The following is a 26,144-nucleotide window of genomic DNA, read 5'->3' as shown; positions in this document are numbered from 1 at the left end:
CGTGCGATCACCGGTAGCGCGACTGCCACCGCGATCTCCGCCGTACCGCGACCGCGTCCGCGCACATCCACCCCCCGATGTCCCCATCTTCTTTCGAGCCGTTCGAGCAGGCCATGGACGAGCTGGCCCTGCGCCTGGCGTCGCGCCATCAGTTGCGCGAGTCCGTGCTCAGCCGGCTTTTCATGCACGTCGCGGCGCGCCTGGGGGAGCATATGGACGCACCGCTGCGCGAGCATGGCCTGAACTCCACGCTGTGGACCTCGCTGGTCGTCATTTACGCCAGCGAACAGCACCGCCTGAAGCCGTCGGAGCTCAGCGTCTTCATGAATTCGTCGCGGACCAACAGTACGCGCGTGGCGCGCGAACTGGAACGGCAGGGCTATGTGACCCGCCAGGCCGGGGAAAGCGACCGCCGGCAGATATTCCTGCAACTGACTCCCAGGGCACTGGCCTTCGTGCGGCTGTACCTGCCCAGGCGGCGCGCACAGCTGAAGTCCCTGTTTTCCAATTTCGAACCCGCGGAGATCGACGAACTGGAGCGCTTGCTGCGCAAACTGCTGCCGCACGTTGATTGACCTCTCGCGGCGCGTCGGACGTCTCTTTTTTTGAGCAAATAGTAACGTAGGTTATTAAATTCATGTCTCCCGCCGGCCATCCTGGCGCTGTCCCGCACAAGTCCATGATTACGGTCTCCATCATGCTGGCGACCATCATGCAGACGCTGGACAGCACCATCGCCAACGTCGCGCTGCCGCACATGGCTGGCGGGCTGTCGGCATCCCAGGACCAGATCACCTGGGTATTGACCTCCTATATCGTCGCGGCCGCCATCGCCACGCCCGTCACGGGCTGGCTCACCGGGCGCTACGGGCTGAAGTCCGTATTCCTGGTTTCCATTGCGGGCTTCACCGTCATGTCGCTCGCGTGCGGCGCGGCTGGCAACCTGGTGCAGATCGTGCTGGCCCGCCTGCTGCAGGGGGCCTTCGGCGCCGCGCTGGTGCCGCTGTCGCAGGCGGTGATGCTGGACATCAACGAGCCCAAGGACCACGCCAAGGCCATGGCGGTCTGGGGCATGGGGGTGATGCTGGGACCGATCCTGGGGCCGACGCTGGGCGGCTGGCTGACGGACAACATGAACTGGCGGTGGGTGTTCCTGATCAATCTGCCGGTGGGCATGCTCTCGTTCTATGGCGTGGCGCGCTACATCCATGACGACGGCACGCGGCGCGATGGACGCTTCGACGTATTCGGTTTCGCCACGCTGGCGGTGGCCATCGGTCTGCTGCAGCTGATGCTGGATCGCGGCGAACAGGCCGACTGGTTCGACTCGATCGAGATCCGCATCTATGCCGTGTGCGCGTTCATCTCCTTCACCTTTTTCATCCTGCACACGGCCACCAGCGGCGAACACTCTTTCTTCAAGGTCGCGCTGCTGCGCGACCGCAACTTCGCGATGGGCTTGGCGTTCTACTTTCTGCTGGGGCTGCTTCTGTACGCGACACGGGCCCTGCTGCCGCCGCTGCTGCAAACGATACTGGGCTACCCGGTGGTGACCACCGGCATCGTTACCGCGCCCAGCGGCTTCGGCACCATGGTGTCGATGCTGGTGGCTGGCCGCCTGGTCGGCAGGCTGGACGGCCGCCTGATCATCGCCTTCGGCTTCGGGCTGACCACGCTGTCGCTATGGCAGATGTCCGGCTATACGCCGCAGATCACGGAGTGGGATGTCATCGTGCCAGGCTTCATCCAGGGACTGGGCCTGGGCTTCACGTCGGTGCCGCTGACCACGATGACGTTCTCGACGCTGGATCGGTCGCTGCGGTCGGACGGCACCGCCATCTACAGCCTGTCGCGCAATATCGGCAGCAGCATCGGGATTTCGGCGATGCAGACCCTGCTGGTGCGCAACAGCGCCACCCTGCATGCGTCCCTGGGGGCCTACGTATCGGCCGCCGCCTTGATGATGCACCCGGACGCGCTATCGCGGATGTTCAATGTGCATACGCCCACCGGCCTGGCCGGATTGAACGAAGTCGTGAGCAACCAGGCGGCCTTCATCGCCTACCTGGACGATTTCCGATTCATGATGTGGCTGACACTGGCGGCCATACCCTGTCTTGTGTTCATGCGGACGCGGCGCGTGGCATCTGCCGCGGAGCGGTCCGCGGAACAGGCCGAGCTGCAGCACGTCGCGGCGGAATAGCCGCTACTCGGCCGGGTTTTCCGTCGTCGCGGCCGCGGTAACGGCGGGGGCAGCGTCCCGCTCCTGCACGGCTGGGGCCGGTGGCGTCCCGCCGCCTTCATGTGCCGTCGCGCCATCCCGCGATGCCGGGCCGTTGTGGGTTCCCGAGCCGTTGTGCGGCGCCGCGCTGCGCGAACGCTGCCGCGCCGGGCCTTGGTGCTGGAGCAGGTTGTATGCCGTATTGACCAGCCCGATGTGCGAAAACGCCTGCGGGAAGTTTCCCACCATGCGCTGGCGCAGCGGGTCGTATTCCTCTGCCAGCAGTCCCAGGTCGTTGCGCAGCGCAAGCAGCCGCTCGAACAGCGCGACCGCCTCATCCACGCGGCCCTGCAGGACATAGGCGTCCGCCAGCCAGAAGCTGCACGCCAGGAACACCCCTTCGTTCTGGGCCAGGCCGTCGTCCGACTCTTCGGGCACGTAGCGCATCACCAGCCCATCGCGTATCAGGCCTTTTTCGATCGCCTGTATCGTGCCCGTCACGCGCGGATCGTCCACGGGCAGGAAGCCGACTTGGGGAATCAGCAGAAGGCTGGCGTCCAGCACCTTGCCGCCGTAGTACTGCACGAAGCTGTTCATGCCCGCGTCGAAGCCGTGTTGCAGGATGTCGGTGCGTATGGCGTCGCGGATATGCCGCCAGCGCTGCACCGGCCCCTGCAAATTGAAACGTTCCGCCGATTTGATGGCGCGGTCGAACCCCACCCAGCACATCAGGCGCGAATGCGTGAAGGCGCGCCGCGCGCCGCGGACTTCCCAGATGCCGTGGTCTTCCGTGTTCCAGCCGTGCTCCAGCGGGGTGAGCAGGATGCGCTGCAGCCGCCATGCCTGTTCCAGCGGCGCCAGTTCGGCTTCGCGTGCCGCGTGCAGGGTATCGATCAGCTCGCCGTAGATGTCCATCTGGATCTGCGCCGAGGCGGCGTTGCCGATGCGTACCGGTGCGCTGTTCTCGTACCCTGGCAACCACGGTATTTCCATTTCCGGCAGGCTGCGTTCGCCGGCGATGCCGTACATGATCTGCAGCTGGTTCGGATGACCCGCCGACGCGCGCATCAGCCACATGCGCCACGCTTCCGCCTCCTCGCGATAGCCGGCGTTCAGCAGCGCGTACAGGGTCAGCGCCGAATCGCGCAGCCAGCAATAGCGGTAGTCCCAGTTGCGCGTGCCGCCCAGGTTTTCCGGCAGCGACGTGGTGGGGGCCGCCACGATGCCGCCGGTGGGGCGGTAGGTAAGCAGCTTGAGCGTGATCAAGGAACGCACGATCGCCTCATGCCATTCCGGGAAGCGGTGGTCGGTGCGGCAGCGCTTGGACCATTCCTTCCACCACGCAACGGTGCGATCCAGGCTTTCCATGCGGTCGGGCACGAAATGGGGCACCTTGTGCGAAGGGTGATAGGAGAGGGTGAAAGGCACGTGCTCGCCGGCCTGGACGGTAAAACGCGATACGGTACGCAGGTCCCGGCCTTCCAGCGGCGCCTGGGTGTGCAGTTCGACGGCATCCGGTCCGGCGATGGCGCTGATGCCGTAGTCGCGGCGGCGCACCCAGGGTACGGCCTGTCCGTAGTTGAACCGCAGCACCAGGTCCATATCGATATCGACGTGGCCGTGGTCGCCGCGCACGATACGCACCACGTCCACGCGTTCTTCGTCGTCGCTCAAGGGCATGAAATCGAACAGCGTCGCCGTGCCGGTGCCGGTCTCGAAGCGGGTCTCCAGCACCGCTGTCCCCGGGATATAGCGGCGCCGGGACGTGAAGGCGCCGCGCGGCCGCAGCTGCCAGTACCCGTGCTCTTCGTTGCCCAGCATCGCCGCGAAGCAGGCGGCGGAATTGAAGTGGGGCAGGCACAGCCAATCGATCGATCCGTCGCGCGACACCAGCGCGGACGAGAGCATGTTGCCGATGATTCCGTAGTCTTCGAGCGGTTTCGACATGAAGGCCGAACCTCCTTGTTGTTGTCGGGCTGCCGATCGATATGCGCCGCGCTGGAGGCATCCGGCATGGCCCGCGCCGTAGGGAGCCCGTCATGGACCGGACTAGCCTATCATGCACGCGGCGATATGCTCTTGTGTGTAGCGCAAGAAAATATCCCGCACCCGCTGCAACACGGCGTAACAGCCGCGCCCCCGCCCAAGCTGCTGTAATGGCTTACCCGCAGAAATGGGAGGGCCCGTGGAAACTGCCATGCAAGTATTGGTACTCGCGGCGCATGGTGAGGACTTTCAGGTCATACGCGACGTGCTGGCCGCGACAGGCCAGCCCACGATGGACTGCGACGATGCGCAAGCGCTGTTATCGGCGCTGGCCCGCGGCGCGGGTTGCGCCATCCTGCCTGGCGAGGCGCTGGGTTCCCACGCCCTCGACGGCCTGGCGGACTGGGTAGGGCGGTAGGAATCCTGGTCGGATTTTCCCTTCCTGGTGATCGAGCGCGCCGGCCCGTACGCCGAGGCCCTGGGGTCGCACGACCCCTATACGCCCTTGGGCAACGTGATCTTGCTGCAGCGTCCGCTGCGCGAGGACGTCATGCGCCGCGCCGTCGTCACCGCGCTGCGCGCCCGAGGCCGCCAGTACGATGCCCGGGCGGTGCTGCAGCGCCAGGCCGAAACGGAAGAGACCTTGCGCATGTTCAACGAGACGCTGGAAACGCGTATCGGGGAACGCACCCACGCGCTGGCGCGTGCCAACGACAGGCTGATGAAGGAAATACGCGAGCGCGAGCGCACCCAAAGCGCCTTGGTGCAATCGCAGAAGATGGAGGCGATCGGCCAGTTGACGGGCGGGCTTGCCCATGACTTCAATAATCTGCTGAATGTCATCATGGGCAGCGTGGAGCTGATCCAGCGCACCTCGGCTGACGAGCGTGCGCGGCGGCTGGCGGTCAATGCCAGGCACGCGGTGGAACGCGGCGCGAAGCTCACCGCCCAACTGCTGGCGTTCTCGCGCAGCCAGAACCTGGATTTGCGCCCCACCGACATCAATGCGCTGCTGTCGGCCATGCGCGAATTGCTGGGGCTCTCGCTGGGGCCCACGGTGCGCGTCCTGACCGATTTCGCACCCGACTTGCCGATGGCCACGGCCGACGCGAATCAGCTCGAACTGGCCGTGCTCAACCTTTGCCTGAATGCGCGCGACGCCATGCCCGCGGGCGGCGAAGTCACCCTGTCGACGGCATTGCGCCAGGCGGAGGAAGGCGACCTTCCGGCCGGCCGCTACGTGGTGATTGCCGTGAAGGACACCGGCACGGGGATTCCGACGCAAACGCTGAGCAAGGTCTTCGATCCCTTCTTCACGACCAAGCCGGTGGGCAAGGGAACGGGGCTGGGCCTCAGCCAGGTTTATGGGATCGCGCGCCAGTCGGGCGGCATCGCGCGCATCGCCAGCGAAGAGGGCCACGGCACGGTTGTGGAGATCTGGCTGGCGCCGGCCGATCCCGCCACGGTGGACGGCATGCTGGTGGCGGGTCTCGATGGGGCGGGCAAGGCCGGGGCCGCGAATGTGCTGGTGATCGACGACGACGCGTCGGTGCGCCACCTGATCGTCGAATGCCTGGAGATACTGGGCTATGAGGTCCGGCAGGCCGCCGATGGCGAGGAAGGCCTGGCACTGCTGCAGGAACAGCCGCCGGATCTGCTGATGGTGGACTTCATCATGCCCAAGCTGAACGGCGCCGAAGTCATCGAGCGCGCCCGCAGGCTGGTGCCCGACCTGCCTATCATCCTGGCGACCGGCTATGCCGACGCGCAGGCCGGCGGAAGCGTGCTGGAGCACGAACGCGTGCTGCAAAAACCCTTCAACCTGGACCAGCTCGCCACCATGGTGACCGAGGCCCTGCAGCGGTAGTGGGCCCCCACGCTGCGCCGGTACCCGGCTTGCTGCCCCCCGAGGGGGCTGTTCTCCCTTGGGGCGGCCCGGCGGGGGAACGCGCCCCCACGCTACGCTCTTACCCGGCGTGCTGGCCGCCGAGGGGGCTGGCGTCCGCCACATTTCGCTTGATGGCGACGTGGCGGCGCTGCATTTCCTGGCGCAGGGTGCGGCGCTGGTCCGCGGCTTCGCAGCGCTGGCGTTCTTCTTCGTTGCGCGGCTCCAGCGGCGGGACGGGCGTCGGGTTGCCCAGCTCGTCCACCGCCACCATGGTGAAGTAGCAGCTGTTGGTATGGCGAACCAGCTTCTGCCGGATGTCCTCGGTGATGACCTTGATGCCGATCTCCATGGAGGTCCTGCCGGTGTAGTTCACCGATGCCAGGAAGGTCACCAGCTCACCGACATGGATCGGTTCGCGGAACACCACCTGGTCCACCGAAAGCGTCACCACGTACTGGCCGGCATAGCGGCTGGCGCAGGCATAGGCAACCTGGTCCAGGTACTTGAGGATGTGTCCGCCATGGACGTTGCCGGAAAAATTGGCCATATCCGGCGTCATCAGGATGGTCATCGACAACTGGTGGCTGAAAGCTTCATCCATGGAGGAGTGTCCTGTCTGGGTGTCTGGAGTCGGTGCGCGGCAGGGCGGCCGGCGGGGACGGGATGTGCAGGTGGCAAGGCCGCGCGCGAGCGGCGCCACGCCGCGATCTTAGCAACGCGGGCCGCACGGGAAAGCGCCGAGAAATACGCCTAACCGGTCGCTTTTTTTGCGTGGGAGCGGCCCTGGCCGGAGAGCATGCCGGTTGCGGGCGACCGGCGCCTGCAGGCCGCGTGGGGCCTGTTCCCTGGCCTGCCCTGCGGCGCCTTCTCCCTGGCGAACCGCGCCTGTCTTTCAAGCGATGAGTCTGGCCAGCTCCGCACCGGGATCGGCCGCGCGCATGAAGGCCTCGCCCACCAGGAAGGCGTCGACCTTGTGCTCGCGCATCATGCGGACGTCCTCCGGGCGCAAGATGCCGCTTTCGGTGACGATGCGGCGCCCGCTGGGCACCTGCGGCAGCAGGTCCAGGGTATTCTGCAGCGTCGTCTCGAATGTGCGCAGGTTGCGGTTGTTGATGCCGATCAGGGGCGTGCGCAGCTGCGTGGCCACTTCCAGTTCCGCGGCGTCGTGGACTTCCACCAGCACGTCCATGCCCAGGTCCATGGCGCAGGCTTCCAGATCCTTCAGCTGCGCGGGGGCCAGCGCCGCCGCGATCAGCAGCACGCAGTCCGCGCCCAGGGCGCGAGAGAACACCACCTGGTAAGGATCGATGATGAAATCCTTGCGCAGCACGGGCAGGGGGCAGGCCGCGCGCGCCTGGCGCAGGTGGTCGTGCGAGCCCTGGAAGAACTGCACGTCGGTCAGCACGGAAAGGCAGGCCGCGCCGTGTACCGCATACGATGCCGCGATTTCGGCCGGGCTGAAGTTTTCGCGCAGCACGCCGCGCGACGGCGACGCTTTTTTGATCTCCGCGATGATGCCGGGCTTGCCGGCGGCGATTTTGTCTTCGATGGCCTGGGCGAAGCCGCGCACGTCCTGGCGAGCTTGCGCTTCGCGCAGCAGTTCTGCTTCGCTGCGCATCTGGCGGGCGGTGGCGACTTCCTCGGCCTTGACTGCGAGGATTTTCGCAAGAATGTCGTTCATTTCAAAACTTCCGGGTGTAAGCGCAAAATTCTTCCAGCTTGCCGCGAGCGGCACCAGATGCAATCGTATCAGCCGCGAGTTTCAGGCCGGCTTCAATCGTTGGAGCGACATTACCCGCATAGATGGCAAGTCCGGCGTTCAGCGCGACGATATCGCGCGCGGGACCCGGTTTGTCGTTCAGCGCTTCCAGGATGAGGTCGCGTGATTCCTCACGATTGGACACCTTGATTCCCCGGTTGGACATCATGGATAGCCCGTAGTCCTCCGGGTGGATTTCATACTCCAGGACCTTGCCGTCCTTCAGTTCGCCGATCATGGTCGCCGCCCCCAGGGACGCCTCGTCCATGCCGTCGCGGCCATGCACCACCAGCACGTGGCGCGAGCCCAGCCGTTCCAGCACCCTGACCTGGATGCCGACCAGGTCGGGATGGAAAACGCCCATCAACTGGTTCTGCGCGCCGGCGGGATTGGTCAGCGGTCCCAGGATATTGAAGATGGTGCGCACGCCCATTTCCTTGCGTACGGCGGCGACGTTCTTCATCGCGCCGTGATGCGCGGGGGCGAACATGAAGCCGATGCCCACGGTGTCGATGCATTCGGCCACCTGTTGCGGGTCGAGCTGCAGGTTGGCGCCCAGGGCTTCGAGCACGTCCGCGCTGCCCGAGGACGACGACGCGCTGCGTCCGCCATGCTTGGCGATCCTGGCGCCGGCCGCGGCGGCGACGAACATCGCCGCGGTGGAGATATTGAAAGTCCGGCTGCCGTCCCCGCCGGTGCCGCACATGTCCAGCAGCTGCTCGGGGTAGGGAGTTACGACCGGCGTGGCGAACTCGCGCATCACCTGCGCGGCCGCGGTGATTTCGCCTATGGTTTCCTTCTTCACGCGCAAGCCCATCAGCAATGCCGTCGCGATCTGCGGCGACATTTCGCCGCTCATCAGCATGCGCATCAAGTGCAGCATTTCATCATGGAAGATCTCGCGGTGTTCGATGCAGCGGGTCAGCGCCTCGGTCGCCGTTATGGTCATGGTCGTTTCCCCCTCTTCGGAATGGTTTTCTATCGTATATCCAGGAAATTGCGCATCAGGGCATGGCCGTGCTCGCTGAGCACGGATTCGGGGTGGAACTGTACTCCGTATATAGGCAGCGTTTTGTGACGCACGCCCATGATGTCGCCATCCTCCGCCGTGGCGGTCGCTTCCAGGCAGTCGGGCAGCGTGGCGGGGTCGATGGTCAGCGAGTTGTAGCGGATTACCGTGTACGGCGAGGGCAGGCCGGCGAAGATGTCGGTGCCGGTATGCGAAATACGCACGGTCTTGCCATGCATGATGCGCGGCGCGCGCACGATGTCGCCGCCGAAAGCCGTGCCGATGGCCTGGTGGCCCAGGCACACGCCCAAGATGGGCACCTTGCCGCCGAATTCCTGTATCAGCGCCACCGAGATGCCGGCTTCGGCCGGCGAGCACGGGCCGGGCGACACGCAGATGCGGTCCGGCTTCATGGCGGCGATCTCCTCCAGCGTGATCTGGTCGTTGCGCGCGACGCGCACGTCTTCGCCCAGTTCGCCGAAGTACTGCACCAGGTTGTAGGTGAAGGAATCGTAGTTGTCGATCATCAAGAGGCTCATGGATACAACCCTTGGTTTCTGTTCGTGGGAAAGTCCGGATGCCGGCCGCGATGCGGTCAGATGGGCTGGTCCAGGCCGTTCTGGACTTGTTCGGCGGCGCGCAGCACCGCGCGCGCCTTGGCTTCCGTTTCCGCCCATTCCGCTTCCGGGTTGGAGTCGGCGACGATGCCGGCGGCGGCCTGGACGTACAGCGTGCCGTCCTTGATCACGCCGGTACGGATGGCGATGGCCACGTCCATTTCACCGCCATAGCTCAGGTACCCCGCGGCGCCGCCGTAGATGCCGCGTCGCACCGGCTCCAGTTCGTCGATGATCTCCATGGCCCGCACCTTGGGCGCCCCGGTCAGCGTGCCGGCCGGGAAGGCGGCACGCAGCACGTCCATGCTGGTCATGGCGGGATCGAGGTCGCCGGCGACGTTGGACACCAGATGCATGACATGGGAATACCGCTCGATCGCCATGGTGTCCGTGACCTTCACCGAGCCGGTTTCCGCGACACGTCCCACGTCGTTGCGCGCCAGGTCGATCAGCATGACATGCTCGGCGATTTCCTTGGGATCGGCCCGCAGTTCGGCCGCGAGCGCGGCGTCTTCCTGCGGCGTGCCGCCGCGCTTGCGCGTCCCGGCCAGCGGCCGGATGGTGACGCGGGACTTGGACTGGCCGTCCTCCGTGACGCGTTCCTGGCGGACGAGGATTTCCGGCGACGAACCGACGACGTGGAAGTCGCCGAAATTCCAGAAGTACATGTACGGCGACGGATTGAGCGAGCGCAGCGACCGGTACAGAGACAGCGGCGAATCGCGGAAAGGCTTGGTGATCACCTGTCCCACCTGCACCTGCATCAGGTCGCCGGCCGCGATGTATTCCTTGGCGCGCAGGACGGCGGCCAGATAGTCTTCCTTCTTGAAGTCGCGCTGTTCGGCCGTCTGCATGCTGGCGTGGCTATACGGGATGTCGACGGGCTTGCGCAGCTTCTGCCGCAGCTCGCGCAGCCGCTGCTGGGCCCGCGCGTAGGCCTCGGGCTGGGCCGGATCCGCATAGACCATCAAGTAGATGCGTCCCGCCAGGTTGTCCACGATGACCAGCTCGTCGACGTGCAGCAGCATGATGTCCGGCGTGCCTTCTTCCATGCCGGCGGGGAAGGGCTTGACGGCCGGCCCCAGCCGAGGCTCGATGTGGCGCACCGTGTCGTAGCCGAAATAGCCCGCCAGGCCGCCGGCGAAGCGCGGCATGCCGGGCCGCAGGGCGACCTTGAAGCGCCCCTGGTACTGCTCGATGAAAGCGAGCGGATCGCCGTGATGCGTTTCCACCACCTTGCCGTCATGCACGACTTCGGTGACGGTGCCACGCGACTGGATGACGGTGCGCGCCGGCAGGCCGATGAAGGAATAGCGGCCGAAGCGCTCGCCGCCCACCACCGACTCCAGCAGGCAGGTCATGCGCCCGTTCTCCGGACCGGAATGCGCCAGTTTCAGGTAGATGGCCAGCGGCGTGTCCAGGTCGGCATAGGTGTCGGCGACCAGCGGGATGCGGTTGTAGCCTTGGTTGGCGAGTGCTTTGAATTCCAGTTCGGTCATATCGGTCTCGTGTCGGTCTTTTGATGTCGAGCCGGGCAAAAAGCAAAAAGCCCGGCCAGTGGTCTGGTTCCGGGCTTGGGGATTTTGCTGGAGCGGCGCCTGATCGCATACGCGTCGGACGCCGGGAGTTGCCTTATCGCCACCCGGAAGCCAAACGCCACCAGCGCCACGAGGCGCCAGGCAGTTGCGTCAGGACAGGGGCGATCATTTTTGCGTTTCGGGTAGGTATTTCAGTGAGCCGCGCTGGGGGAAAGCAGACTGTTGTCCCGGCCTATCCATTGCGCGGCTTCGACCAGAGTCGCAACTATACCATCGACATCCAGCGTGCGCACATCCACGCCTTCGTTGTACCCGTAGGGCACCACCAGCACGCGGGTGCCGGCGTCGCGCCCGGCCTGGGCGTCATTGATGGAATCGCCGATCGTCACGGCGCGCTCCGGCGGCACGCCAAGCAGCGAGCAGGCATGCAGCATCGGCTGGGGGTCGGGTTTCTTGCGGGCGCAGGTGTCGCCGCACACCACGGCCGCGAAGAAGCCCGCCAGGCCCGTGCGCTGCAGCAGCGGTATCGTGAACTCGGTGGGCTTGTTGGTGACGACCGCCATCTTCAGGCCCTGGTCCCGCATCGCCTTGAGCCCGTCCAGCACGCCGTCGAAGATCACGGCCTTGTCGCCGTTCACCAGGTGGTAGTGGCGGTAGAAAGAGGCGCGCCCCTGGGCGTACAGCGCGGGGTCGAGGTCGCCGTGCTCTTGCGCGCCGGCCAGCGTTCGCTGCACCAGCCGGTCCACGCCCTTGCCGACGAAGGTTGCGATGACGGCTTCGCGCAGCGGCGGCATGCCGAGCTCCATGCGCATGGCATTGGCGGCCGTGGCCAGGTCCGGCACGGAGTCCAGTAGCGTGCCGTCCAGGTCCAGCAGCGCGGCTTGGAAAAACTTCATGAAACTATTCCCCTTCAGGCCGGCAGTGTGTCGGCCGAGGCGATCCGTTCGCGCATGGCGCCGATGATCGTGGCGTAATCGGAATGGCCGAAGATGGCGGAGCCCGCCACGAATGTGTCCGCGCCCGCGGCACGGATTTCAGCGATGTTGTCCACCTTGACTCCGCCATCGACTTCCAGGGCGATGTGCTGGCCGCCTTCGCGCGTCCAGCGGTCGATGCGCGCGCGCGCATCGCGCAGCTTGTCCAGGGCCGAGGGCAGGAAGCTCTGGCCGCCGAAGCCCGGGTTGACCGACATGACCAGCACCACGTCGAGCTTGTCCATCACGTAGTCCATGTAGCTGAGCGAGGTGGCCGGATTGAACACCAGTCCCGCCTTGCAGCCATGGTCGCGGATCAAGGCGAGCGTCCGATCGACGTGCCGCGTTGCTTCCGGATGGAAGGAAATAATGTTGGCGCCTGCCTTGGCGAATTGCGGAACCAGTTCGTCCACCGGTTCCACCATCAGGTGCACGTCGATGGGGACCTCGACGTGCGGCCGGATGGCGGCGCACACCATGGGACCGATCGTCAGGTTCGGGACATAGTGATTGTCCATGACGTCGAAGTGGATCCAGTCGGCGCCCGCGGCGACGACATTGCGGACTTCCTCGCCCAGGCGGGCGAAGTCGGCGGAAAGGATGCTGGGCGCGATGCGCGTGGCCGGGGAGAGGAAAGGCATGGTCGGCGGCATTCAAGGGATAATGTGCCAATATTGTAGTTTGCCGGGACCCGCGCCAGCCGCCGATGCAGCATCAGCATGCGGCAACGTTACCGGCAGCAAGCTGCCGTCGATTCAGACTTCAAAGGCCGGAAAGCAGTGAAACCCTATGACCTTACCGTGGCCATCGAGCCGCGCTACGTGCCCGATCAGTCCAATCCCGCTGAACAGGAATATGTGTTCGCCTATACGGTCCGTATCACCAATACCGGGGAACATCCCGCGCAGGTGATCAGCCGGCATTGGATCATCACGGACGGTAACCAGCGCGTGCGCGAAGTCCGCGGCCTGGGGGTGGTCGGCCAGCAGCCGCTGCTCGCGCCCGGTGAAACCTTCGAATACACCAGCGGTTGCCCGCTGCCCACGCCCGTGGGGACCATGCGCGGCAGCTATCACTGTGTCGGCGAAAACGGCATTCCCTTCGACGTCGCGATCGAGGAATTCCTGCTCGCCATGCCCCGCACCCTGCATTGAACCCACGCCGGCATCCCGCGACGCCGGCGCTTGCTACACCTGTCCCTATTTTCCCGATGAAGCGCTCATTGTCCCGACTGGCCCCGCTCGTGCTGCTGGGCCTTGCCCTGGCCGGTTGTTCCACCGTCGAAAACGCGATTCCGCCGGAGCAGGCCGCCGGCGGGCCGGGCGGCGCCGCGGTTCCGGTCCCCGCGGCGGAAGGCTCGCTGGTGGTGCCCCCGCTGTCCAGCTTGCCGGATACGCCGACCCGCCCGCTGGCGGGCCGCTTCCAACGGGTCAACTACAGCGAGATCCCGGCCTGGCGCGATGACGACCTGGCGCAGTTCTGGCAGGTCTTCCTGCGCAATTGCAAGGGGCTGATGCGCCCGACGTCCGGCAATCTGACGCTGCCTGCCCGCGCCACGCCGCGCGCCTGGCAGCCTGTGTGCGCCGCGGCCGTCGATCCCGCCCGGCGCCCCGTTGCCGCCGATGCCGAAAGCGTGCGCCGGTTTTTGCAGACCTATCTGCAGCCCTGGCGCCTGCTCGCGCCGGACGGCAAGCCCGCATCGAATATGGTCACCGGATATTACGAGCCGTTGGTCCGCGGTTCGCGCGTGCAGGGCGGCCTGAATCAATGGCCGCTGTATGTGCCGCCCAAGGACCTGCTGACCATAGACCTGGGGGCCATCTATCCGGAACTGGCCGGCAAGCGCGTGCGCGGCAAGCTGGACGGCAAGCGCGTGATCCCTTATGACAGCCGCGCGGACCTGGAGAGCAATCCCGCGCGGCGCCCGCCCGTGCTGGTCTACGTGGACGATCCGGTCGACAACTTCTTCTTGCAGGTGCAGGGCTCCGGTCGCGTGCAGCTGACCGACGGGCCCGATGCGGGCGCGACCATACGCGTGGCCTATGCGGACCACAATGGGCAGCCCTATGTCTCGATCGGCCGTTGGCTGGTGGACAAGGGCGAGCTATCGGCGGACCAGGCGTCCATGCAGAACATCCGCGCCTGGGCGCAACGCAATCCGCAGCGGGTGCGCGACATGCTGAACGCCAACCCGGCGGTCGTGTTCTTCAAGGAAGAGCCGGTAACCGATCCGGAAGCCGGACCGCGCGGGGCCTACGGGTTGAGCCTGGCCGCGCGAAGGTCCATTGCCGTCGACACCTCCTTCGTGCCGCTGGGCACGCCGGTTTTTCTGGGGACGACGTGGCCCGGGACGGACCGTCCGCTGGACCGGCTGGTTTTCGCACAGGACACCGGGACGGCTATCCGTGGCGCGGCGCGCGCGGATTTCTATTGGGGCTACGGTGACGCCGCCGGCCAGATGGCCGGCCGCATGAAGCAGCGCGGCCAGATGTGGATCTTGTGGCCGAAACAGGCTGGGGAGCCGAGCGCGAGATGAGCCACGGAATACTCGTTTGCGGCGCCGGCATCGTCGGCCTGGCGACCGCGCTGGCCCTGGCCCGGAAAAAGCAGCCCGTCACGGTGCTGGCGCCCGGGGCGGCCGTGCCCGCCGCCCCGGCGGAACACTACCATCCGCGCGTCTACGCGCTGTCTCCGGCCAGCCACCGCTTCCTGGCCGCCCTGGGCATCTGGGACGCCCTGCCGGCCGCGCGCATCACGCCGGTCGACGCCATGGAAGTGCATGGCGACGCGGACGGCACGGTCACGCTGAACGCCTGGCAGGCGGCCAAGCCCCACCTGGCCTGGATTGTCGAGGCCACCGAAATCGAGCGCGTCCTGGCGCAGGCGGTTCGGCTGTCCGGCATCCCCTGGATCGCCGACCGCTGCGTCGGCTATGAGCGTGGCGTCGCGCTGACCGAAAACGGCGCCCAGCTGCGGACCGACCTGGCGGTCGGGGCGGATGGTGCAGGGTCGCCGCTGCGTTCGGCCGCCGGGCTGGTGCAGCATTCCTCGCCCTACGACGCGGTGGGCCTGGTCACCCATCTGGATGCGTCCCTGCCCCATCACGGGACGGCGATGCAATGGTTTCACGACGAAGGCGTGCTGGCGCTGCTGCCTTTGCCGGATACGGGGCGTGGGCCGCAGGTCTCCATGGTGTGGTCGGCCCCCGCCGCCCGCGCCCGGGCCCTGCAGGCGCTGCCGGCTGAAGCGCAGGCGGATGCCCTGCGCGCGCATCTGGCCGCCGTGACGCAGGGGCGGCTGGGCGACCTGCGCATGAATATCGCCCTGCACGGTTTTCCCCTTTTCCTGGAACATGCCCAGATGGCCGGTGCCGGCGTGGCGCTGGCCGGCGACGCGGCGCACCGCGTGCATCCCCTGGCGGGGCAGGGCTTGAACCTGGGGCTGGGGGACGCCGAAACCCTCGCTACAATCGTCGCCCAGCGCGAGCCGTACCGCAGCGCGGGCGATCCCCGCGTCCTGCGGCGCTACCAGCGCGCCCGCGCCGAACCCGTGCTGGCCATGCGCCTGGCCACCGATGGGCTGCAGCGGCTGTTCGCCAGCCGTGCCGCGCCGGCGGCCTGGGCGCGCAACGCCGGCATGCGCTGGGTCGACGCCGTACCTCTTTTCAAAAGGCTGCTGATCGAGCAAGCTTCCGGCGGGTGAACCTGCTGTCCTCGTCGCAGTCCAAGCCCGGATATCCGGCAGCCGCTCCCTGGCGGACCCGCCACCAAGCTTCAAGGAGTTGTCCATGATCACCCGCGCCTGGCTTTCGGCCTTCGGTGTTGCGGCCGCGGTAGCGGCTGCCGCGGCGGCGATGCCCGCCCGTGCCGCCGACAAGGTCATTTCGACCCAGTCGGCCGGCCAGCCGGCGCCCGGCGAAACCGTGACCAGCACCTCGGGCGCCGGTCCTTCCGCCAAGGTGACCAGCACCAGCGGGCCCAATGCGGGAGAAAAGGTGATCAGCGCCGCCCCGGCCCAGGCCGGTACCGCCGACCTCGACCAGGTGGCCGCGCTGTTTCACCAGCGCTTTCCCGACCTGGCGGTGACCGCCGTGCGCCGTACCCCCTACGGCCTGTACGAAGTGCAGGTTGGCATGGACCTGATCTACACCGACGTGAACGTGGGCTGGGTCATGGAGGGCCCGCTGATCGACGCGGCGACCCGCCAGGACGTGACGCGGGAACGGCAGGAACAGATCGGCGCGGTGTCCTTCGACCAGCTCCCGCTGGACCTGGCCGTCAAGCGGGTGACGGGGGACGGCTCGCGCGTCGTCGCCGTGTTCGAGGATCCCAACTGCGGCTACTGCAAGCAATTGCGCCAGACGCTGGAAGACATTCCCAATCTGACGATCTATACCTTCATCTACCCCATCCTGGCGCCCGATTCGCGGGTCAAGGCGCGCGACATCTGGTGCGCGCCACATCCCGGGCAGGCCTGGGACGATTGGATGGTGCGCGGCAAGATGCCGGCCACCGGCAACTGCAATGCGCCTACCGACCAGGTGCTGGCGCTAGGGCAGCGGCTGATGGTGCGCGGCACACCGACGCTGTTCTTCCGCGACGGCAGCCGGGTCAGCGGCGCGCTGCCGCGCGACGAACTGCTGGCGTACTTGAATAAAACCTCGCAGAAGGGCGGCTGAGCGGGCACGCTGCCTCCACATCCCATCATCCTCACCAGGAGAAGGCATTGAAGATTGCCATTCTTGACGACTACCATGGCGTGTCCAAGGACTACGCTGACTGGGCCTCGCTAGGGCCGCAGGCCAGCGTGCAGGTGTTTCGCGAGTATCTGCCCGAAGGCCCCCAGCGCGTGTCCGCCCTGCAGCCTTTCGACGTCATCGTGATCATGCGCGAACGCACGCCGTTCCCCGCTGAACTGATCAATGCCTTGCCCAATCTGCGGCTGCTGGTCACCACCGGCCTGCGCAATAATTCGGTCGATATGGCGGCCTGCAAGGCGCGCGGCATCGTGGTCTGCGGCGCCCCCGGCTCGGACAACGGCCTGAACGCCACCGCTGAGCTGAGCTGGGCGCTGATCCTGGCGCTGTTCAAGAACGTGTGCACGGAAGACGCCAACATGCGCAAGGGCCTGTGGCAGACCGGCATGCCGGTTCCGCTGAAAGGCAAGCGGCTGGGCGTGGTCGGCCTGGGCAAGCTGGGCAGCGTGCTGGCCCGGGTGGGGCGTGCCTTCGACATGGACGTGGTGGCATGGAGTCCCAACCTGACCGCGGAACGGGCGGAACAGGGCGGCGCGCGCTACGTCGACAAGCAGGAACTGTTCGCGACCTCCGACGTCATCAGCGTTCACCTGATCTTGTCGGCGTCCACGCGGGAAGTGGTCGATGCGGCCAGCATCGCGGCCATGAAACCCACGGCTTTCCTGGTGAATACCTCTCGCGCCGGCCTGGTGGACCAGGCCGCGCTCATGGATGCACTGCGCAAGCAGCGGATCGGCGGAGCGGGCCTGGACGTCTATCCGGAGGAGCCGCTACCGGCGGACGATCCGGTGCGCCACCTGAAGAACGTGGTGCTGACGCCGCACCTGGGCTACGTCAGCGCCGACAACTTCAAGGCGTTCTACCAGAACGTCCTGGAGGCCATCAAGGCCTGGGCCGCCTGTTCGCCGATACGGACGCTGTAAGGCCGCATCACAGCACGGCCGCCGTTTCCGCCGAAACCAGCGTTTCGGGCGGCTCTTCACGCGGCGCCGTGCGCTCGCGCAGCTGCACGGCATGTTCCTCGCGGCTGCGCCAGATCGCCCCATGGACGCGGCTGAGCGCCACTGGGTCGTCCAGCAGCTTGATCTTCTGCGGTTCGGACAAGGCATCCACGCCGTATTCCATCACCCGGTCCACCTGCTCGCGGCGGTGCGCTTCGTTCAGCGCATTGGGCTTGTGGCGCCCGGTCGCCATGGCGCAGGCCAGGGCATTGACCCCCGGGTCCACCACGGCGTCCTCGAAGTGCGGAATGTGCGCGCCGGTGCGGTTCTGGGCCGTATAGCGCCGCGTCGCCTGCAACTCCGTGGGCGGCTGGGTTTCTTCCGGGATGCGGAACAGGCGCGACAGATAGGCGCGCCGGCCCAGGTCCACCCGGCTGGAATAGACCGAAAGCGGAATGATCAGCAGCAGGGCGGCCAGGATGGGGGCCATCCACAACAGGAAGACAGGATTCAGCCACGCCACGAGCGCTGCCCAGCATATGCCCAGCAGCGTCTGCGAGCCATGCCGCTTGAACGCGTCGCCCCAGGTGGTCTGGTCGTTGTCCCGCGCCGGCGAAATCCACTTGGCCGACAGGCCGAGGAATGCCGCCACCACGAAGCGCGTGTGAAACAGCATGCGTACCGGCGCCAGCAGCATGGAAAACAGCACTTCCATCAACATGCTGGACAAGGCCTTCTGGCGGCCACCGAACAAGCGCGAACCGCGCGCCCATACCAGCAGCACGCCCAGGACCTTGGGCAGGAACAGCAGCACGAAGGTCGTGGAAAACAGCGCGATGGCCTTGTCCGGGTGCCACTGCGGCCATATCGGAAACAGCTGGCGGGGCTCCACGAAGTATTGCGGTTCGGTCAGCGTGTGTACCGCCAGCAGCGCCGTCGACAGCAGCAGGAACAGGAACCACAGCGGCGCCGACAGGTAGGACATCACGCCCGTCAGGAACACCGCGCGGTGCACCGGGTGAAAGCCCTGGATGAAGAACAACCGGAAGTTCATCAGGTTGCCGTGGCACCACCGCTGGTCGCGCTGCAATTCCTCCAGCAGATTGGGTGGCAGTTCTTCGTAGCTGCCTGGCACGTCGTAGGCGATCCAGACCCCCCAGCCCGCGCGCCGCATCAATGCCGCCTCGACGAAGTCGTGCGACAGGATGGCTCCCGCGAAGGCGCCCTTGCCCGGCAGCGGCGCCAGTACGCAGTGCCGCATGAACGGCGCGAGACGGATGATGGCGTTGTGGCCCCAGTAGTGCGATTCGCCCAGCTGCCAATAGTGCATGCCCGCGGTGAACAGCGGCCCGTACACACGGGTGGCGAATTGCTGGATGCGCGCATACAGGCTGTCCATGCCGCTGGCTTGCGGCGCGCTCTGGATGATGCCCGCGTCGGGGCTCGCTTCCATCAGCTGCACCAGGCGCTTCAGGCATTCGCCCGTCATGACGCTGTCGGCGTCCAGCACGATCATGTAGCGGTAATTGCCGCCCCAGCGGCGGCAGAAGTCATCGATATTGCCGCTCTTGCGCTTCACGCGCCGGCGCCGGCGCCGGTAGAAGATCCGGCCGAAGCCTTTGACCGCCTTGCACAGATCCACCCAGGCGCGCTGTTCGGCCACGCAGATATCGGCCTTGTAGCTGTCGCTCAGGACGAAAATGTCGAAATGGTCCAGGGCGTCGGTCTGCGCCAGCGATTCGTAGGTGGCGCGCAGGCCGGCGAATACCCGCGATACGTCTTCGTTGCAGATCGGCATGACGATCGCCGTCCGCGCCGAACGGTCGATGGGGGCGTCCTCCATGCCGCGCGCCGAAATACTGTAGCGGTCACGGCCGATCAGCAGTTGCAGGAAGCCCATCATCGCGGTCCAGAATCCGGCCGATACCCAACCGAACAACAGCGCGAAAAGAAACAGGATTCCGACTTCCAGCACCTGTTTGCCCTGGTACGGCAGCACGCCCTTCATGTAGTACGTCGCGACCACGGTCTGCAGGACCACCAGGATCAACAGGCACATGCGGCGCCGGCTGCCTGCCTGGCGCCAGCGCGGGTCCATGCGCGGCGCGGTGGCCATGTAGTCGTCCGAGAGGTGGGGACTTTCCCCGCGCAGGCGGCGCCAGAAGCGCACGATGGGGTTGGGTACCCACGGTTCCGGCGACATGGGCGTGCGGTTCAAGGGCGGGGCCGACGCCAGGCAGACACCGGATTCCGGCGCCTGCCGCGCAATGCTGTCGATATCCGGGTCGTTGCCCTCTGCGGCCCGCAGCCGCTGCAGGCCCGAGGCCAATACAGGATCGCCGCCCAGCGTATCGTCGCCCGCCAGGGAGCGGTGCACGGCGTCCAGGGCCGACCGGCCTTCGCTTGCCGCTTGCGCGGCGCGATCGACGGCGGCGTCGCGGGCTTCGGGGGGCAGCGCCAGGCGGTCGAGATAGTCTTCCACCGCGTCCGCGCCCGGCAGGCTGTTATTTGGCTTCAGGTTCATTCGGAATGCGATAAGTCCAGGTTTCCGACAAAGGCGCTTGTCCATTGGTCAGGAAAGCCCGCATTTCCACCGGCTTGGTGGGATCTTTGACGTTCACGCGCAGCGTCAGGCGCCGGCCGCCCGTCGCCGGATTCGGCCGCACGCTGTTTTCCACGATCTGGCCGTTGCCGTCGGCCCAGGTGTCCGCGGTGATGGTGGCATCGGCGGGCAGCGATTTCAGCGACGGGCCGACGAAGTCGATGATGTAGGCAATGCTGCCGTCGCCGCGGCGAATCAGGTCCGCGCCCTTGACTTCCTCGCGTGACCGGCGCGTCTGCATGACCCAAGCCAGGGGGGTGTTGTGGACCTTGTTCTCGTTCAGGGTCCAGGTCATGCGGTAATCGGCGTCCAGCGGCTCGCCCTTGGCCGGTTGCTTGTCCGGTACCCAGAAGGCGACGATGTTGTCGTTAGTTTCATCTTTTGTGGGAATTTCCACGAGCTGCACGCTGCCCTTGCCCCAATCGCCCTGCGGTTCGATCCAAAGGCTGGGCCGTTTTTCGTAGCGGTCGTCCAGGTCCTCGTAGCGGCTGAACTCACGCCCGCGCTGCAGCAGTCCGAAGCCACGGGGGTTTTCCGCGCTGAAGGCGCTGACCCCCAGACGGCGGGGATTGACGAGCGGCCGCCAGAGCCATTCGTCATTGCCGGCGTGTATGGCCAAGCCATCCGAATCATGCATTTCCGGCCGGTAATTCACGACCGGCGATGGCTGGTTGGACCCGTAAAGGAACATGCTGGTCAGCGGCGCGATGCCAAGGCGGCCCACCTGGTCGCGCAGGAAAATCCGGGCTTTTACATCGACCACCGTACCATCGTCGGCCGGTTTCAGCACGAAGCGGTAGGCGCCGGTGGCGCGCGGGGAATCCAGCAGGGCGTATATCGTCAGCGTGGTGTCTTCCGGTGCCGGACGTGCGATCCAGTATTCACGGAAACGGGGGAATTCTTCGCCCGACGGCAGCGCGGTGTCGATGGCCAGCCCGCGCGCGGACAAGCCGTAGCCCTGGCCCTTGCCGATCACGCGGAAATAGCTGGCGCCCAGGAAAGAGGCCAGCTCGTCGTCCTTCTTATCCTTGTTATTGATCGGATACAACACGCGGAAGCCGGCGAAACCCAGATTCTTCAGCGCCGCGGCATCCAGCTTCAGATTTCCATAATCGAAATCGTCCGGGTTGAACTTGATTTCATGTACGCCGGAAGCATCGATCTCATTGATTCGGACCGGCGTATTGAAATGCATGCCCTCGTGGTAGAAGCTGAGGGTAAATTTCGTGCCCGCGTTGCCCCAATGCAGATGGTCGTTCTTGAAGCGCACCTGCTGATAGCCGGCAAACTTCAATTCCTGCAGGGAATCCGGAAGATTGGGCTCCGGCGCCTTATAGCTCTGGTCCGCCAGATCGCGGGCCTGCTTCATGACGTCGAAAAACGAGAAAGCTTGGGCGGGTTGGCTGACGGCCAGGCCGACGAAGGCGGCCATAGACACGCAAAGTGCGGACAGTGCGCCGGTCAGCCGGCGGGAAGAATGCGCAAACACGTGGGATTGCCTCTGGCTCCAAGGGTGGGGCGGAATGCGATGTGACAGCGCGATTTTTGCACAATGTCCCTATGGATTGGGCCGGCTGCCTGTCAAAGCTGAAATAATTTTTTGCGAGCTGCGGCGTGGCGCCGGGTGCATATTCTTCGTCATGGCCCGGAAATAATGGAGCGCGGATGGCCCGATTATGCGAGCGGGACGGTGTAGTCGCGCGGCGTTGAGCGCCGGGACGCGTCGCCGTAAAGAACCCGCCGCGCCGGCCCGAATCAGCGGGGCCGGTACGGCGGGGTGGCGCTCACTAGTCGAAATCGCCGGTACCCAGGGCCGTCACGCCGTCGGTCGGCGTATTGAAAGCAGCGCAGGCCACGGCCTGGATTTTGTCGCAACCGCGTTCGAACGCGCGCAATAGCGCGCTGCCGGAATTATCCTCGGCGCCGAAATATTCGCGCAGGGCGTCTCCGGAAATCTCGAACTGGCGTTCCTCTCCATTGCGGGAGAGGGAAAACACGATCACGTCGTCTTCGACGCGCGCGTGGGTCTTGTGGGCAAACGTCCCCATGCTCGTTTCTCCATGCGCGAAGCACACCCCGTTGCCGGCAAAGCTGCGTTGGGGCGGGCTCCGGGCGTTCGCAGAACGATGAAACGCCGGCCGGCGGGCGCCGGCCGGGAGGGCCGTCTTACTTGCCGGAGCCGGTCGCCGGAACCGACTTGGACGGCTGCGGGGAGCCGGACGTGGAGCTGTCCGTTCCCATCGTGCTCGAATTGCCCGTGTTGTCCGAGGTGCCCGAGGTGCTCGAGCCGGAGCGATGGGTGGTGCTGCTCTTGTTCTTGGTGTGCGAGCCCTCGTGCCGCATGCCGTTCTTGTGCGTCGTGGTGCCCTTGCCGGTGTTGGACTGCGGCGTGGCCGTCGAATTCACGGGCGGAGAAGCCGTGCCGGGCGGGACCTTGGGATTGTTCGGCGGCGTGGCCGTCGTATCGTTGGGGGTAGTGGAGGGCGTCGTCGGCGCCGATGATTGCGCATACGCGCCACCCGCGGCGAGCAGTGCGGCCAGCGTCAGGGCGGGGGTGATACGGCGTAGCTTCATGTGGTTCTCCTTGCCGGTTGAGGGAATACCGCAAGGAGCAAGCGCCATGCCGCCCCGGGATGTCGCCGAAGTCGCGGCCTCCAGGGCCGCGGCGGATGCCGCTTTTTGTTGCGCCTTTCTTTATTTGGTCTGGGATGCCAGGCGCTCGCCGCGGCCGGCGCGATCGCAGCCGGTCATGGCGTCGGTCGTTGCGCCGGGGCGGTGCCACAGGGCCAGCAGGTCAGCGAGGCGACGGGGGAGCAAGGGGACAGCACGGCGAATCGCGGCGCGGCGGTCCAGATGGATGCACACCTGTTCGCCGACGGGGGTGGCCAGGTAAGCGTGAAGCGGAGTGTCGGTGGTATGAGTGCGGGTCATGGAAAATACTGATTGCGTAATCGTTGGGAAAATTATAGCGCGAGCGTGACTTGGGGCTCAACGGCGAGAGCGCTTTTTCTGGCCGCCTATCCGAAAAAGCAGGGGCCTTCCGTATCCAGTATTCAAAAATGGATGAGCTGAACTGTCGCCATTGCGGAAGAGCACGGGGCTTCTTGGGGTGATACGCGTTTACCCTAGAAGACGCGACTGCCAAACGGTATACAATGTGCAAAAGGCGTCGCTCTCTGCGCACGCCTGTTCCCCACCGTGAATCAGGAGCCCGCCATGGCAGAACTCATGAGTCGAGACGAATTCCGCACCGCCTTGGAAAACGCCATCAAAGGCAAGAGCGCGAATGCATCACCCTTCAGCATCGCCTGGGCCAGCGGGAAACTGAGCCGCGAACACCTGTGCCGCTGGGCGGAAAACCACTATCACTATGTGGGCCCCTTCGCGGACTACCTCGGCTATCTGTACGCCCGTACGCCGGACGCCTACACCGAGGCCAAGGACTTCCTGCTCGCGAACATGTACGAAGAAGAGATCGGCGGTGATCGCCATACCGATCTGTTGATCCGCTTTGCCGAAGCCTGCGGCACGACCCGGGAACGGGTGACGAATCCCGACAATATGTCGCCCACGACCCGCGCGCTGCAAAGCTGGTGCTACGCCGTGGCCATGCGTGAAGACCCCATCGTCGCGGTCGCCGGACTGGTCGTCGGCCTGGAATCGCAGGTGCCGTCCATCTATCGCAAGCAGACACCCACGCTGAGGGAAAAGTACGGGTTTACGGACGAGGAAGTGGAATTCTTCGACCTGCATATCGTCTCCGATGAAATTCACGGCGAGCGCGGCTACCAGATCGTGCTGGAACACGCCAATACGCCCGATCTGCAGCAACGCTGCCTGAAGATCTGCGAGATCGGCGCGCAGATGCGCCTGCTGTACACCACGGCGCTGTACACCGACTACGTGCAGAAGGACATTCCGCTGCCCGAACTGAAAATGGCGGCCTGAGGGTCGCAATCCGCCATGCCCACTGTCGTTTTCCACAAAGGCGGCCAGACCTATACGGACGTCGTCCAGGACAACGCCAACCTGGTCGTGCGGGCGGGCATCAAGCGCTTTCCCTACCCGCACCTGCGTTACGAGTGCGGCATGGGCAAGTGCGCCAAGTGCGCGTGCCGGGTGCTGGCAGGCGGGGAGCACCTGCCGCCGGTCAACTGGAAGGAAAAAAAGCAGTTGGGCGATCGTATCGACCAGGGCTACCGGCTGGCCTGCCAGCTTTGGCTGACCGCCGACATCGAGCTGGCCCAGGACGACGGCGAGGCATGAGCAATAAGCCGGACGGTATCCCCGCCTACGTGGTGCTGACCAGCAAGCCCGGCCTGTACCGCAGCGAGCCCACTACCGACGTGGAGATCGTGGAGACCTACGACTACGTGTTCTACGGCAGGACGAAGGCCGTGTTCCAGATTGCCAGGGTGGTGCCGGGCGCCAAGGTGCGCATCGTGGAAGATGCCCCGCCGCATATCGAGAACCTGGTGCCGGTACGCGTCATGGAGCAGTTCGCGTCCCTGCCGGACGCGCGCCGCGCCGTCGGCCAACTGGCGAATTTCGGCACGCTCGAGGCGACCCTGGTCCGTCGCTGAGCGTGGCTTACCTATCCCCCGGCATCCCGCTGCCGTTCAATCCGTCTTTCATTATGGTCGAAATCACGTTTCTCACCAATGGCGGCAAAGTGGTTTCCGCCCCGCCGAACAGCAACCTCCTGCGCGTCTCGCTGAAGGAAAAGGGCGGTATTCCGTTCAAGTGTGGCGGGGGGCTTTGCGGCACTTGCAAATGCCTGATCGAGGAAGGGCTGGAGAACACTGACGCGGTCAAGCCCAAGGAGCGGCGCCACCTTAAGCCGGAGGATTTCGAGAAAGGCTACCGGATGGCTTGCCAGACCTTCGTCAATGGCGATATCAAGGTGTCCTGGCAAATCCGCGCGGACAAGTCGCCTTGAGCGGCGGCGCAGGCCGTCCGTCATCGCGCCGCGCGCGTGGATAAGGCGCCGGAGCCGCGTTAGCCCGCCGCGGATTTGGATTGCTGCGCGTCGGCGTAGGCCTTGGCCGCGTTGTGGACATGCTGGCTGGCGAGCAGGGCGGCCAGGTCGCCGTTGCCCGCGATGACGGCATTCAGGATTTGGGCGTGCTCGTCCCAGTTCTGCTTGGCGCGCCGCATATTGCTGGGCGCGAAGAGCAGGGCAGTGCGATCGCGCAGGGAACGCATCAGGTCGGTCAGCACCACATTGCCGGCGATCGTCGCGAGCATTTCGTGGAATTCGGAATTCAGCGCCAGAAAGCGTTCCAGGCTGTCCGCCCGCGCGGCGGTATTGCCGTCGTCCAGGAAGGCCTGCAGGCGCGCGACCGTGGCCTGGTCGCGGCGCTGCGCCGCGAGCTTCGCGTTCAAGCCTTCCAGCGTGGCGCGGACTTCTATCATGTCGTTGGCCACATCGTTGGACAGGACCGACACGGATGCGCCGCGCCGTGGTTCGATGGTGACCAGGCCTTCGGCGGCCAGCGCGCGCAAAGCCTCGCGCACCGGAATGCGCGATACCCCCATTTCGTCGGACAGGCGGCCTTCCACCAGGCGATCGCCCGGCGTGAACTCGCCGCTCAATATGCGTTCCCGCAGCTTGTCGCGCACGACGGCGAATAGCTGCGGGTGTTGTTCGCCGATTTTCAGCGGCCGCGCCGCGAGCGGCGCAGGGTCATTGGCTGCCGGCGATGGATGGTTGGATGTGGGCATGGCGGCGTTGTGCGTACGAACGTTTGTCTCCGGTGTCATTGTATTACCCCCTCTTGCTTGCTTAAGCCGGCAGCATCCCGTCTATCGCATGGGTATGTATACGATATCCAAATATTGCAATGCCCGCGG

27 protein-coding genes are annotated in these 26,144 nt (G+C 65.7%); 13 read left to right on the top strand and 14 right to left on the bottom strand.

The genetic code is table 11. The annotated features are described in order from the left end of the window. Nucleotides 1–77 precede the first annotated feature (77 nt). Complete coding sequence (locus tag AKI39_RS22970; RefSeq protein WP_066641272.1) at nucleotides 78–575, top strand: MarR family transcriptional regulator; 498 nt, start codon at nucleotides 78–80, stop codon at nucleotides 573–575. Nucleotides 576–637: 62 nt separating this feature from the next. After that, nucleotides 638–2,203 (top strand): DHA2 family efflux MFS transporter permease subunit, encoded by a 1,566-nt coding sequence (locus AKI39_RS22965; protein WP_066641268.1) that lies wholly within the window; start codon nucleotides 638–640, stop codon nucleotides 2,201–2,203. 3 nt (nucleotides 2,204–2,206) lie between these two features. Here the strand turns inward: AKI39_RS22965 and AKI39_RS22960 are convergent, their stop codons facing one another. Further along, nucleotides 2,207–4,168 (bottom strand): glycoside hydrolase family 15 protein, encoded by a 1,962-nt coding sequence (locus AKI39_RS22960; RefSeq protein ID WP_083229007.1) that lies wholly within the window; start codon nucleotides 4,166–4,168, stop codon nucleotides 2,207–2,209. A gap of 250 nt (nucleotides 4,169–4,418) precedes the next feature. Here AKI39_RS22960 and AKI39_RS26240 point away from each other — a divergent pair, with 250 nt between their 5' ends. Next, complete coding sequence (locus AKI39_RS26240) at nucleotides 4,419–4,625, top strand: hypothetical protein (protein WP_338012413.1); 207 nt, start codon at nucleotides 4,419–4,421, stop codon at nucleotides 4,623–4,625. Nucleotides 4,626–4,652: 27 nt separating this feature from the next. Next, nucleotides 4,653–6,074 carry a response regulator gene (locus tag AKI39_RS22955; RefSeq protein WP_338012412.1) on the top strand — a complete coding sequence of 474 codons (1,422 nt, stop codon included), beginning with the start codon at nucleotides 4,653–4,655 and terminating at the stop codon, nucleotides 6,072–6,074. 100 nt (nucleotides 6,075–6,174) lie between these two features. Here the strand turns inward: AKI39_RS22955 and AKI39_RS22950 are convergent, their stop codons facing one another. The 7 genes from AKI39_RS22950 to rpe form a co-directional block, all read right to left on the bottom strand. Then, nucleotides 6,175–6,696, bottom strand: a complete 522-nt coding sequence (locus AKI39_RS22950; protein WP_066641266.1) for an acyl-CoA thioesterase — start codon at nucleotides 6,694–6,696, stop codon at nucleotides 6,175–6,177. A 291-nt stretch (nucleotides 6,697–6,987) separates the two neighbouring features. Continuing rightward, nucleotides 6,988–7,776, bottom strand: coding sequence for an indole-3-glycerol phosphate synthase TrpC (gene trpC, locus AKI39_RS22945; protein WP_066641264.1), 789 nt, complete (start codon nucleotides 7,774–7,776; stop codon nucleotides 6,988–6,990). Between the two features lies 1 nt (nucleotide 7,777). Further along, nucleotides 7,778–8,803 carry an anthranilate phosphoribosyltransferase gene (trpD, locus tag AKI39_RS22940; RefSeq protein WP_066641262.1) on the bottom strand — a complete coding sequence of 342 codons (1,026 nt, stop codon included), beginning with the start codon at nucleotides 8,801–8,803 and terminating at the stop codon, nucleotides 7,778–7,780. 29 nt (nucleotides 8,804–8,832) lie between these two features. After that, nucleotides 8,833–9,402, bottom strand: a complete 570-nt coding sequence (locus AKI39_RS22935) for an anthranilate synthase component II (protein WP_076879740.1) — start codon at nucleotides 9,400–9,402, stop codon at nucleotides 8,833–8,835. A 56-nt stretch (nucleotides 9,403–9,458) separates the two neighbouring features. Continuing rightward, entirely contained in the window at nucleotides 9,459–10,979 is a 1,521-nt protein-coding gene (gene trpE, locus AKI39_RS22930; RefSeq protein WP_066641254.1) for an anthranilate synthase component I, read from the bottom strand. A gap of 230 nt (nucleotides 10,980–11,209) precedes the next feature. Next, on the bottom strand, nucleotides 11,210–11,914 hold the full coding sequence (locus AKI39_RS22925; RefSeq protein WP_066641252.1) for a phosphoglycolate phosphatase: 705 nt from the start codon (nucleotides 11,912–11,914) through the stop codon (nucleotides 11,210–11,212). A gap of 14 nt (nucleotides 11,915–11,928) precedes the next feature. Beyond that, the gene (rpe, locus tag AKI39_RS22920; protein WP_066643653.1) at nucleotides 11,929–12,633 is read right to left on the bottom strand and encodes a ribulose-phosphate 3-epimerase; all 705 of its coding nucleotides are present in this window, start codon (nucleotides 12,631–12,633) and stop codon (nucleotides 11,929–11,931) included. A 138-nt stretch (nucleotides 12,634–12,771) separates the two neighbouring features. Between rpe and apaG the strand changes: the two genes are divergently transcribed. The 5 genes from apaG to AKI39_RS22895 all read left to right on the top strand — a co-directional run bounded on the left by apaG (nucleotide 12,772) and on the right by AKI39_RS22895 (nucleotide 17,671). Next, nucleotides 12,772–13,146: a Co2+/Mg2+ efflux protein ApaG gene (apaG, locus tag AKI39_RS22915; protein WP_066641249.1), complete on the top strand. Its 375-nt coding sequence runs from the start codon at nucleotides 12,772–12,774 to the stop codon at nucleotides 13,144–13,146. 68 nt (nucleotides 13,147–13,214) lie between these two features. Continuing rightward, the gene (gene mltA / locus AKI39_RS22910) at nucleotides 13,215–14,528 is read left to right on the top strand and encodes a murein transglycosylase A (RefSeq protein ID WP_066641247.1); all 1,314 of its coding nucleotides are present in this window, start codon (nucleotides 13,215–13,217) and stop codon (nucleotides 14,526–14,528) included. After that, entirely contained in the window at nucleotides 14,525–15,694 is a 1,170-nt protein-coding gene (locus AKI39_RS22905; RefSeq protein ID WP_066641245.1) for a UbiH/UbiF family hydroxylase, read from the top strand. The genes mltA and AKI39_RS22905 overlap by 4 nt, the downstream gene beginning before the upstream one ends. Nucleotides 15,695–15,779: 85 nt before the next feature. Continuing rightward, nucleotides 15,780–16,670 (top strand): DsbC family protein, encoded by an 891-nt coding sequence (locus AKI39_RS22900; protein WP_066641244.1) that lies wholly within the window; start codon nucleotides 15,780–15,782, stop codon nucleotides 16,668–16,670. Nucleotides 16,671–16,717: 47 nt separating this feature from the next. Continuing rightward, entirely contained in the window at nucleotides 16,718–17,671 is a 954-nt protein-coding gene (locus AKI39_RS22895; protein WP_066641243.1) for a D-2-hydroxyacid dehydrogenase family protein, read from the top strand. A 7-nt stretch (nucleotides 17,672–17,678) separates the two neighbouring features. Here AKI39_RS22895 and mdoH read toward each other — a convergent pair whose 3' ends face one another. The 5 genes from mdoH to AKI39_RS22870 all read right to left on the bottom strand — a co-directional run bounded on the left by mdoH (nucleotide 17,679) and on the right by AKI39_RS22870 (nucleotide 23,222). Then, entirely contained in the window at nucleotides 17,679–20,213 is a 2,535-nt protein-coding gene (gene mdoH, locus AKI39_RS22890) for a glucans biosynthesis glucosyltransferase MdoH (protein ID WP_066641242.1), read from the bottom strand. Beyond that, nucleotides 20,194–21,723, bottom strand: a complete 1,530-nt coding sequence (locus AKI39_RS22885) for a glucan biosynthesis protein G (protein ID WP_066643651.1) — start codon at nucleotides 21,721–21,723, stop codon at nucleotides 20,194–20,196. The genes mdoH and AKI39_RS22885 overlap by 20 nt, the downstream gene beginning before the upstream one ends. Before the next feature lie 355 nt (nucleotides 21,724–22,078). Next, complete coding sequence (locus AKI39_RS22880) at nucleotides 22,079–22,339, bottom strand: DUF1488 family protein (protein ID WP_066641240.1); 261 nt, start codon at nucleotides 22,337–22,339, stop codon at nucleotides 22,079–22,081. A gap of 118 nt (nucleotides 22,340–22,457) precedes the next feature. Continuing rightward, nucleotides 22,458–22,865 carry a hypothetical protein gene (locus tag AKI39_RS22875; RefSeq protein ID WP_066641238.1) on the bottom strand — a complete coding sequence of 136 codons (408 nt, stop codon included), beginning with the start codon at nucleotides 22,863–22,865 and terminating at the stop codon, nucleotides 22,458–22,460. 120 nt (nucleotides 22,866–22,985) lie between these two features. Beyond that, complete coding sequence (locus AKI39_RS22870; protein WP_066641236.1) at nucleotides 22,986–23,222, bottom strand: hypothetical protein; 237 nt, start codon at nucleotides 23,220–23,222, stop codon at nucleotides 22,986–22,988. A 285-nt stretch (nucleotides 23,223–23,507) separates the two neighbouring features. On the opposite strand from AKI39_RS22870, the gene AKI39_RS22865 reads away from it, so the two are divergent. From AKI39_RS22865 to AKI39_RS22850, 4 genes are read left to right on the top strand one after another with little or no spacing between them, the layout of a single operon-like run. Then, a complete protein-coding gene (locus AKI39_RS22865) occupies nucleotides 23,508–24,239 on the top strand; it encodes a TenA family transcriptional regulator (RefSeq protein WP_066641234.1) in 732 nt (243 codons plus the stop codon). A 15-nt stretch (nucleotides 24,240–24,254) separates the two neighbouring features. Then, on the top strand, nucleotides 24,255–24,557 hold the full coding sequence (locus tag AKI39_RS22860; protein ID WP_066641232.1) for a 2Fe-2S iron-sulfur cluster-binding protein: 303 nt from the start codon (nucleotides 24,255–24,257) through the stop codon (nucleotides 24,555–24,557). Further along, nucleotides 24,554–24,874 carry a hypothetical protein gene (locus tag AKI39_RS22855; protein WP_066641230.1) on the top strand — a complete coding sequence of 107 codons (321 nt, stop codon included), beginning with the start codon at nucleotides 24,554–24,556 and terminating at the stop codon, nucleotides 24,872–24,874. Before AKI39_RS22860 ends, AKI39_RS22855 begins: the two co-directional genes overlap by 4 nt. 53 nt (nucleotides 24,875–24,927) lie before the next feature. After that, nucleotides 24,928–25,230 carry a 2Fe-2S iron-sulfur cluster-binding protein gene (locus tag AKI39_RS22850; protein WP_066643648.1) on the top strand — a complete coding sequence of 101 codons (303 nt, stop codon included), beginning with the start codon at nucleotides 24,928–24,930 and terminating at the stop codon, nucleotides 25,228–25,230. Between the two features lie 59 nt (nucleotides 25,231–25,289). Here AKI39_RS22850 and AKI39_RS22845 read toward each other — a convergent pair whose 3' ends face one another. Beyond that, nucleotides 25,290–26,015, bottom strand: coding sequence for a GntR family transcriptional regulator (locus tag AKI39_RS22845; RefSeq protein ID WP_066641229.1), 726 nt, complete (start codon nucleotides 26,013–26,015; stop codon nucleotides 25,290–25,292). Nucleotides 26,016–26,144 lie beyond the last annotated feature (129 nt).

Source organism: Bordetella sp. H567 (assembly GCF_001704295.1).
GTDB lineage: Bacteria > Pseudomonadota > Gammaproteobacteria > Burkholderiales > Burkholderiaceae_B > Bordetella_C.
The sequence above is the reverse complement of the archived record's forward strand: the minus strand, read 5'-3'. Positions and strand labels throughout refer to the sequence as shown.